A 9,651-nucleotide genomic window follows, 5' to 3' on the forward strand; every position below is an offset into this window, starting at 1 on the left:
AGCCCGTCGGTGTCGCAGGGGGCTCAGGCGAACCAGATGCCGATCTCCCGCTCTGCGGACTCCGGGGAGTCGGAGCCGTGCACGATGTTCTGCTGGACCTTCTCGCCCCAGTCCCGGCCGAGGTCGCCGCGGATCGTGCCCGGTGCGGCGGTGGTCGGCTCGGTGGTCCCGGCCAGGGACCGGAAGCCCTCGATCACCCGGTGGCCCTCGACGACGGCGGCCACGACGGGGCCGCTCAGCATGAACTCGACGAGCGGCTCGAAGAACGGCTTCCCCCGGTGCTCCGCGTAGTGCTGCTCCAGCACGGCGCGCTCCGCGTGCACCAGGCGCAGCTCGGCGAGGCGGTAGCCCTTCGCCTCGATCCGGGCGAGCACCTCGCCGGTGAGGCCGCGGGCCACGCCGTCGGGCTTGACGAGGACGAGGGTGCGTTCCGTGGTCATGGATGTCCTTCCGAGGTACGGGTCCAGGATGTCGGTGCCCAGCCTAGCCGTCCGGGTGCTCCCGCTCCCACTGCGCCTGGGCGGCGTCGCGGGCGGCGTTCTCCCGGTCCAGCCGTGCCCCGGTGCGCAGGGCGTACCACCAGGCGAGCACGGACAGCCCGCCCACGAAGAACATCGTCGGCAGCACGAAGCCCGTGGCCAGGAGCACGGCCTGCAGGATCCACCCGACGGTGTACCCCCATGGCCGGCCCAGCACGGCGGGGGCCAGTCCCAGGAGCACCGCGAGCGCGGCCCCACCGGCCAGGACCGCCGTCCTGGCCCCGTCCCCCAGCTCGCGGCCGAGGACCCCGTAGGCGGTGAGGGCGGCGAAGAACGCGATGAACGCCTCCATGACGAGCACGGAGGAGGCGAACATCGTGCGGATCGAGCGCCGCGGCCGGGGCTGTCCGGGGCGCTGATCGCGCCGGGCTCTGGTCATGCGTGCCACGTGGGACGGGTCCTCTCCTGCGGGTGGTGCGGGGGCTGCAGTCGGTGCGGGGCGCGGCGCACGGTCACAGCCCCAGCAGCGTGCGGGCCTCGCCGACCACGGTGATCGAGCCCGTGACCAGCACGGCGCCGTCGAACTCCGGGCGGGCGGCGGCGTCCTGGACGGCCTCGGTCATCGCGTCGTCGAGATGCGGGACGGCGTGGACCACGTCCTCCGGGAAGCCGAGGTCCACGGCGAGCTCCACGAGCTCCTGCGGGTCCACCGCCCGCGGCGAGGAGGACCGGGTGAACCAGAACTCGGTGTGGAACTCCTCGTACTCGTCCAGCAGGACCCGCAGCATCTCCTCGGCGTCCTTCTCCTGGAGCACGCCCACGACGAGGTTCAGCTTCCCGAACGTGAAGGCCTCCTTGAGGGCGGCCGCCGCGGCCGTGAGCCCGTGCGGGTTGTGCGCGGCGTCGAGGACCACCGGAGGCGCCTTGCGGGCCAGCTCCAGCCGTCCCGGGGACTCGACGGCGCCGAGTCCGGTACGGACCAGCTCGGGAGCGAGCTCCTTCCCGCCGCCGCCCAGGAACGCCTCCACGGCGGCGACGGCCAGGGCGGCGTTCTCCGCCTGGTGGACGCCGAACAGCGGCAGCAGGACCTCCGGGTACCGTCCGGCCAGGCCCTGCAGGGTGAGCACCTGCCCGCCCACGGCCGTGGCGCGGGCCTCCACGCCGAACTCGACACCGCCGAAGCGGAACGGGACGCCGAGCTCCCGGGCCCGGGCGAGGAGCACCTCGCCGGCCTCCGGGTCCTGCGCGGCGGAGACGAGGAAGCCGCCCGGCTTGAGGATCCCGGCCTTCTCGGCGGCGATCTCCCCGAGCGTGTCGCCGAGCATGTCGGTGTGGTCGAGGTCGACGGGCGTGACCACCGAGACCACGGCGTCGGCCACGTTCGTGGCGTCCCAGGAGCCGCCGATGCCGACCTCCAGCACGACGACGTCGACCGGCGCGTCCGCGAAGACCGCGAACCCGAGCGCGGTGACGGTCTCGAAGTAGCTCAGCCGGGGCTCGCCCCGCTCGGCCAGTTCGGCGTCCACGAAGCCGAGGTAGGGGGCGATCTCCCCGTACACGCGCACGAACGTCTCGTCGTCGACGGGCGCGCCGTCCACGCTGATCCGTTCGGTGACCCGGGACAGGTGGGGGCTGGTGTAGCGGCCCACCCGCAGGTCGTGGGCGAGCAGCAGGGCCTCCACCATCCGCGCGGTCGAGGTCTTGCCGTTGGTGCCGGTCAGGTGGATCACCGGGGCGGCGCGCTGCGGCTCGCCGAGGACCTCCATGACCCGCCGCATCGCGTCCAGTCGCGGGGCCATCCGGTTCTCGGGGGCGCGCTCGAGCAGCCGGGCGTAGACCTCCTCGACGGTGGCCGCGCCGCCGGTCTCCGGGAACGAGGCGCTCATGCCTGCACCGCCCCGGTGCCGGCCGTGGTGCCGGCCGTGGTGCCGACTGGGTGGCCGGCGGAGCGACCGTCCGGGGCGCCCATGACGGACACCGCCACGGACGTCTCGCCCACGCGCAGCTCGAGCTCGGCGGAGAGCGTCTCGCCGGCCACCAGCACCCGGTTGGCCTCGAGCGCGGCGACCGTCCGCTCGTCGGCGGTCACCACGGTGCGGATCCGGTCGGAGACCTGGAGCGCGGCGTCCTTGCGGGCCTGCTGGATCGCCCGGACCATGTCCCGGGCGGTGCCCTCGGCCTCGAGCTCGGGGGTGAGCTCGGTGTCGAGGACGAGGAAGCCGCCGCCGGGCAGGACGGTGACGGCGCGGGACCCGGCCGCGGCGTCCTGCGCCACGACGGTCTCGAGCTCGTACTCGCCCTCCTGCAGCGCCGTTCCGCCGGCGGTGACGGTGCCGTCCTCCGCCGTGGACCAGTCCCCGGCCTTGGCGGCCTTGATGACGGCCTGCACGCCCCTGCCCAGGCGCGGGCCCGCGGCACGGGCGTTGACCTTGAGCTGCTGGGAGATGCCGAACTGCTCCGCGGAGGCCGCGTCGGCGTCCAGCAGGGTCACCGACCTGAGGTTCAGCTCGTCCGCGATGATGCGCTCGAAGGTGCCCGCGAGCTCGCCGCCCCCGGGCACCACCACGGTCATGCCGGCCAGCGGCTGGCGTACGCGCAGCTGGTGGGCCTTGCGCAGGGCGGAGCCGTTGGAGCAGATCGTGCGGGTCGTCTCCATCCGCGCCACGAGGCCGGACTCGGCCGGGAACAGCGACGCGTCCGGCCAGTCGGTCAGGTGCACCGAGCGCCCGGCGGTCAGCCCGCGCCAGATCTCCTCGGCGACCAGGGGCAGCAGCGGGGCCGCCACCCGGCAGACGGTCTCCAGGCACGTGTACAGCACGTCGAAGGCGACGGTGTCCTCGTCGAAGAACCGGTCCCGGGAACGGCGCACGTACCAGTTGGTCAGCGTGTCCATGTAGGAGCGCAGGCGGTCCGCGGCGCCGGAGACGTCGTAGCGGTCGAAGGCGTCCTGCACGTCCGTCACGAGCCGGCCGGTGGCGGCCAGCACGAAGCGGTCCATCACGTGCTCCGACACGTACCGGGTGCGGGCCTCGTAGCCGGCGCCGCCGTTGGCGGCGTTCGTGTAGAGGCCGAAGAAGTGGTACACGTTCCACAGCGGCAGCATCATCTGGCGCACGCCGTCGCGGATGCCCTGCTCGGTGACCACCAGGTTCCCGCCGCGCAGGATGGGGCTGGACATCAGGAACCAGCGCATCGCGTCCGCGCCGTCCCGGTCCAGGACCTCGTTGACGTCCGGGTAGTTGCGCAGGGACTTCGACATCTTCTGCCCGTCCGAGCCCAGCACGATGCCGTGGCTGATGACGTTGCGGAACGCGGGCCGGTCGAAGAGCGCGGTGGCGAGGATGTGCAGCGTGTAGAACCAGCCGCGGGTCTGGCCGATGTACTCCACGATGAAGTCGCCGGGGTTGTGGGTCTCGAACCACTCCCGGTTCTCCATCGGGTAGTGCACCTGGGCGTACGGCATCGACCCGGAGTCGAACCACACGTCCAGCACCTCGGGCACGCGGCGCATCGTGGCGCGGCCGGTCGGGTCGTCGGGGTTCGGCCGGGTCAGCTCGTCGATCCACGGCCGGTGCAGGTCCACCTCGCCCCGGTCGTTGACGGGGAGCCGGCCGAAGTCTGCCTCCAGCTCCGCGAGGGAGCCGCAGACGTCGCGACGCGGGTGCTCGGGGTCGTCGGACTCCCAGACGGGGATGGGCGTGCCCCAGTAGCGGTTGCGGGAGATCGACCAGTCGCGGGCGTTCTCCAGCCACTTGCCGAACTGGCCGTCCTTGACGTTCTCGGGGATCCAGGTGATCTGCTGGTTGAGCTCGACCATCCGCGCCTTGATCCGGGTGACCTCCACGAACCAGGAGGACACGGCCCGGTAGATCAGCGGGTTGCGGCAGCGCCAGCAGTGCGGGTACGGGTGCTCGTAGCTGGCCTCCCGGACCAGCCGGCCCTGGGCCCTGAGGTCCCGGACCACCGTGCGGGCCACGTCCTTGTCGAAGACGTTGCGCCCGGCGATCCCGGCCAGGGGCGCGCCCGGGGCGAGCCGCTCGTCCTCGAAGAGCCGGTAGAACACCCCGGACTCGTCGAGAGAGAGCACCACCGGGATGTCGTAGCGGGCGCAGACGTTCTGGTCGTCCTCGCCGTAGGCGGGCGCCTGGTGCACCAGCCCGGTGCCGTCGGTGGTGGTGACGTAGTCGGCCACCACGAACTGCCAGGACGTGCCCGTGCCGAAGCGCTCGGCGTCGGCGAAGTAGTCCCACAGCCGCTGGTAGCGCAGCCCCTCGAGGTCCGCCCCGCGGTGCCGGGCGGTCACGGCGGCGGCCGCGGCCGCCGCCGGGTCCTCGGCCCCGCCCCAGCCGAGATCCTTGGCGTAGGCGCCCAGCAGCTCCTCGGCGACCAGGAAGCGGCGGCCCTCGAGCTCGCCGGCGCCGGGGACCACGGCGTACACGATCTCCGGGCCCACGGCGATCGCCTGATTGGTCGGCAGCGTCCAGGGCGTGGTGGTCCAGGCCAGGGCCTCCACCCCGGCGAGCTGGGCGGCCAACTCGGGCCGGACCGCCCACGAGGCGTCGTCGAGCACGGGGAACGTGACGGTCACGGTCTGGTCCTGGCGGTCCTGGTAGACGTCGTCGTCCATCCGCAGCTCGTGGTTGGACAGCGGGGTCTCGTCCTTCCAGCAGTAGGGCAGGACGCGGTAGCCGGAGTAGACGAGGCCCTTGTCGTCGAGGGACTTGAACGCCGCGATCACGGACTCCATGTAGTCCGGGTTGAGGGTCTTGTAGTCGTTGTCGAAGTCCACCCAGCGGGCCTGGCGGGTGACGTAGTCCTGCCACTCGGAGGCGTACTTCATCACGGAGGACCGGCAGGCGTCGTTGAACGCCGCGACGCCCATCCGCTCGATCTCCTGCTTGTCCGCCATCCCCAGCTGCTTCATCGCCTCGAGCTCGGCGGGCAGGCCGTGTGTGTCCCAGCCGAACCGGCGCTCGACCCGGCGGCCCTGCTGGGTCTGGTAGCGGGCCACGAGGTCCTTGACGTAGCCCGTGAGCAGGTGGCCGTAGTGCGGCAGGCCGTTGGCGAAGGGCGGGCCGTCGTAGAAGACGAACTCGTTGGCGCCGTCCCGGCCGGGATCGCGCTGGTCCACGCTGGCCTGGAACGTGCGGTCCTGCGCCCAGTAGGCGAGGACGCGCTCCTCGACGGCCGGGAACGCGGGCGCCGCGGGCACGCCGCGGGCCTCGGGGTCGGTGGTCGCCTTGGGGTAGACGGGCTGGTCTGACACGGGGTCCATCCTCGATCTGACGTCGGTGCTGCTCGTGCGGGTCAGGGTGCAAGGACGCTGCCGGCCGGTCGCCCGGGGCGGAACGCGGTACCACCTCGCTTGCGCCCCGGTCCCCTGGGGGACGCGGGCCGCCGCTCGTGACTGCTGTGACGGGCTTACCCGTTCGGTTCTACTGGGGCGCACCCCGCGGTGGGGCGGGCCCGTTCTTCCGAAGACTCCCCGGTGATGGCCGGATCGACGCCGTGATGCCTGCTCCCATCTTAACCCACCCGGGAGCGCGCCGGCGCTGCCGCCGGCGCCGACCGGGGGCGCCGGGGCGGTCGGCCGCCGCGGCGGGAAGGGCTACCGGCCGCGGATCAGCTTGTGCGGTGCGGCCTGGGCCACCGGCTTGATGGTCACGGTGTCGAGGTCCACGTGGTGGGGCAGGTTCACCGCGAAGGCGCACACCCGGGCGACGTCCTCGGCGGTGAGGGGCTTGTCCACGCCGGCGTAGACCTTGTCCGCGGCCTCCTGGTCCCCGCCGAGCCGGTTGAGCGAGAACTCCGGGGTGTGCACGAGGCCCGGGGCGATCTCGACCACGCGCACGTTGTGCTCGGCCTCCTCGAGCCGCAGCACCTCCGTCATGGCCCGCTCGGCGTACTTCGCGGCGTTGTAGCCGCCGCCGCCCTCGTAGGCCCGGTGCGCCGCGAGGGACGTGAGGTTCAGGACGGTGCCCTCGCCGTTCGCGCGCAGGGCCGGGAGGAAGGCCCGGGTCAGGCGCATCGTGCCGAGCACGTTGACCTGGTACATCCACTCCCAGTCCTCGGTGCCGGCGTCGGCCACACGGTCCGTGCCGCGGGCGCCGCCGGAGATGTTGAGCAGCGCGTCCACGCGGCCCTGCTCCTCCAGCACCTGGTCCCGGAGGGCCTCGACGTCGGCGTCCGAGGTGATGTCGCACGGCGCGGGGACGGCCCCGGTCTCCCGGGCCAGCGCCTCCAGGCGCTCGGCGCGGCGGGCCACCGCGTAGACGGTCCAGCCGCTGCGGCGCAGCTCGCGCGCGGTGGCCTCCCCGATGCCGGTCGACGCGCCGGTGACGACGGCGACCCTGCCGGTGTGCGTGTTCGGGCTCTGCTGTTCGGTCATGGGCTCCACGCTAGCCGGGCACCGGGCACCGCCAAAGCACCCGCGCGTCGGGGCGGGCGGCGGAGCTCGTGAGAGACTGGTCCGCATGGCTGACAACACGCAGGGCACAGACACGCCCGGAACCGCACCGGAGACCACGCCCGTGACCGCACCCGGGACCACGCCCGTGACCGTTCCGGACAAGCCGGCGCTGGAGGGACTCGAGCAGAAGTACGCCCGGAAGTGGCGCGAGGAGGGCACCTTCGCCTTCGACGAGGACACGACCCGCGAGCAGGTCTACTCGATCGACACTCCCCCGCCGACCGCCTCCGGCTCCCTGCACGTCGGCCACATGTTCTCCTACACGCAGACGGACGTGATCGCCCGGTTCCAGCGGATGAGCGGCAAGAACGTCTTCTATCCGCTGGGCTGGGACGACAACGGCCTGCCCACGGAGCGCCGTGTGCAGAACTACTACGGCGTGCGCTGCGACCCCACGAGGCCCTACGTCGAGGGCTACCGCCCGCCGGAGAAGCCCGCGAAGAACCAGCGCGACTGGGACGTGGTCTCCCGCCGGAACTTCATCGAGCTGTGCGAGGAGCTGGCCGTCGAGGACGAGAAGGTCTTCGAGCACCTCTTCTCGACCCTGGGCCTGTCCGTGGACTGGACCCGCACCTACCGCACCATCGACGCCCGCTCCCGGGCGGTCTCCCAGCGGGCCTTCCTCGAGGACCTCGCAGCCGGCAACGCCTACATGGCCGAGGCCCCCACCCTGTGGGACGTCACCTTCCGAACCGCCGTCGCCCAGGCCGAGCTCGAGGACCGGGAGCGCGAGGGCACCTACCACCGGGTCGCTTTCCACCGTCCCGACGGCGAGCCGGTGCACATCGAGACCACCCGCCCCGAGCTGCTGCCCGCGTGCGTGGCCCTCGTGGCCCACCCCGACGACGAGCGCTACCAGCCGCTGTTCGGCACCACGGTGCGCTCCCCGCTGTTCGACGTCGAGGTCGAGGTCAGGGCGCACCCGCTGGCCAAGCCGGACAAGGGCTCCGGGATCGCCATGATCTGCACCTTCGGCGACCTCACCGACGTGACGTGGTGGCGGGAGCTGGACCTCCCGACGCGCGCGCTGATCGGCCGTGACGGCCGCTTCGCGAGCGAGACCCCCGAGTGGATCGCCCCGGGAGCCCCGGCCGAGCGCTATGCCGAGGTGGCCGGCAGGACCGTGTTCTCGGCCCAGCAGGCGGTCGTGGAGATGCTCCGCGCGTCCGGGGACCTGGTGGGCGAGCCCCGGAAGGTCATGCACCCGGTGAACTTCTACGAGAAGGGCGACAAGCCCCTCGAGGTCGTCACCTCCCGGCAGTGGTACATCCGCAACGGCGGCCGCGACGCCGAGCGGCGCGAGGCGCTGCTGGCGCGCGGGCGCGAGATGGACTGGCACCCCGCGTTCATGCGCTCCCGGTACGAGAACTGGATCGAGGGCCTCCACGGCGACTGGCTGATCTCCCGCCAGCGCTTCTTCGGGGTGCCGTTCCCGGTCTGGTACCGGCTCGACGGCGACGGCAACCCGGACTACGACTCCCCGCTGCTGCCCGCCCTCGACCAGCTGCCCGTGGACCCGGCCGCCGACCCCGCCCCCGGGTTCGACGAGTCCCAGCGGGACCGGCCGCACGGCTTCACCGGCGACCCGGACGTGCTCGACACCTGGGCCACGTCCTCGCTGACCCCCCAGATCGCCACGGGCTGGGCGTTCGACGAGCAGCTGCACGCCAACACCTTCCCGATGGACCTCCGGCCCCAGGGCCACGACATCATCAGGACCTGGCTGTTCTCCACGGTGGTGCGCTCCGAATCGCTGGCCGGCACGGTGCCCTGGACCAACACCGCGCTCTCCGGGTGGATCCTCGACCCCGACCGCAAGAAGATGTCCAAGTCGAAGGGCAACGTGGTGGTCCCCACCGAGGTGCTCGAGAACTACGGGGCCGACGCGGTGCGCTACTGGGCCGCCTCCGCCCGTCTGGGCGCGGACACCGCCTACGACGAGGGGCAGATGAAGATCGGCCGCCGGCTGGCCATCAAGCTGCTCAACGCCTCGAAGTTCGTCCTGGCCCAGGGCGTCACGGAGGCCTCCGTGCTCGGTGCCGGCGCGTCCGCGGACGTCGTGACCGACGCGGTGGACCGGGCGCTGCTGGCCCAGCTGGCCACGGTCGTGGAGCGCGCCGGCCAGGCGTTCCGGGACTACGAGTACGCCCGGGCCCTGCAGCTCACCGAGCAGTTCTTCTGGACCTTCACCGACGACTACGTCGAGCTGGTGAAGGACCGCGCCTACGGGGCCCGGGGGGAGGCCGCGCAGGCGTCCGTGCACGCCGCGCTCGCCACGACCCTCGACGCGCTGCTGCGCCTGTTCGCCCCCGTGCTGCCGTTCGCCACGGACGAGGTCTGGTCCTGGTGGCGCTCCGGCTCCGTGCACCGGGCGGCGTGGCCGGGCGTCGAGGGCTTCGCGGATGCCGTGACCGACGCCGACCCCGAGGTGCTCACCACCGTGGGCGAGGCCCTCTCGGGGCTGCGCAAGGCCAAGTCGGAGGCCAAGGTGAAGCAGCGCACCGAGGTGCGCTCGGCGACCATCACGGCCGCCGCGGAGGACGTCGCCCGGCTCGAGGCGGGGCTGGGCGACCTCAAGGCCGCGGGCAACGCCGCCGAGCTCGTGCTCGTCGCCGGGCCCGAGGGCCTGGCCGTGCGCGACGTCGAGCTCGTTCCCGCGGAGGAGCCGGCCCGGTAGCGCCGGCTCGGCAGGACAGCACGAGG

The 9,651-nt window shown here is 72.8% G+C and carries 6 protein-coding genes; 1 reads left to right on the plus strand and 5 read right to left on the minus strand.

Annotated elements, in window-relative coordinates; translation table 11 throughout:
- Positions 1-23 precede the first annotated feature (23 nt).
- From ndk to ABD220_RS07540, 5 genes are all read right to left on the minus strand, one after another.
- A complete protein-coding gene (gene ndk, locus ABD220_RS07520) occupies positions 24-440 on the minus strand; it encodes a nucleoside-diphosphate kinase (protein ID WP_344121243.1) in 417 nt (138 codons plus the stop codon).
- A gap of 43 nt (positions 441-483) precedes the next feature.
- Positions 484-918, minus strand: a complete 435-nt coding sequence (locus ABD220_RS07525) for a DUF4233 domain-containing protein (protein ID WP_344121298.1) — start codon at positions 916-918, stop codon at positions 484-486.
- A 73-nt stretch (positions 919-991) separates the two neighbouring features.
- The gene (locus ABD220_RS07530; protein ID WP_344121245.1) at positions 992-2,365 is read right to left on the minus strand and encodes a bifunctional folylpolyglutamate synthase/dihydrofolate synthase; all 1,374 of its coding nucleotides are present in this window, start codon (positions 2,363-2,365) and stop codon (positions 992-994) included.
- Positions 2,362-5,745 (minus strand): isoleucine--tRNA ligase, encoded by a 3,384-nt coding sequence (gene ileS / locus ABD220_RS07535; RefSeq protein ID WP_344121247.1) that lies wholly within the window; start codon positions 5,743-5,745, stop codon positions 2,362-2,364. The genes ABD220_RS07530 and ileS overlap by 4 nt, the downstream gene beginning before the upstream one ends.
- Before the next feature lie 342 nt (positions 5,746-6,087).
- On the minus strand, positions 6,088-6,867 hold the full coding sequence (locus tag ABD220_RS07540; protein ID WP_344121249.1) for an SDR family oxidoreductase: 780 nt from the start codon (positions 6,865-6,867) through the stop codon (positions 6,088-6,090).
- An 85-nt stretch (positions 6,868-6,952) separates the two neighbouring features.
- On the opposite strand from ABD220_RS07540, the gene valS reads away from it, so the two are divergent.
- On the plus strand, positions 6,953-9,625 hold the full coding sequence (gene valS / locus ABD220_RS07545; protein ID WP_344121251.1) for a valine--tRNA ligase: 2,673 nt from the start codon (positions 6,953-6,955) through the stop codon (positions 9,623-9,625).
- Positions 9,626-9,651 lie beyond the last annotated feature (26 nt).

The organism is Kocuria aegyptia, assembly GCF_039530085.1.
GTDB classification, from domain to species: domain Bacteria; phylum Actinomycetota; class Actinomycetes; order Actinomycetales; family Micrococcaceae; genus Kocuria; species Kocuria aegyptia.

Excerpts from the sequence above, each read along its gene's own strand:
- ndk (WP_344121243.1), bottom strand. The coding sequence starts at position 440 with ATGACCACGGAACGCACCCTCGTCCTCGTCAAGCCCGACGGCGTGGCC.
- ABD220_RS07530 (WP_344121245.1), bottom strand. The coding sequence starts at position 2,365 with ATGAGCGCCTCGTTCCCGGAGACCGGCGGCGCGGCCACCGTCGAGGAG.
- valS (WP_344121251.1), top strand. The coding sequence starts at position 6,953 with ATGGCTGACAACACGCAGGGCACAGACACGCCCGGAACCGCACCGGAG.
- ABD220_RS07525 (WP_344121298.1), bottom strand. The coding sequence starts at position 918 with ATGACCAGAGCCCGGCGCGATCAGCGCCCCGGACAGCCCCGGCCGCGG.
- ABD220_RS07540 (WP_344121249.1), bottom strand. The coding sequence starts at position 6,867 with ATGACCGAACAGCAGAGCCCGAACACGCACACCGGCAGGGTCGCCGTC.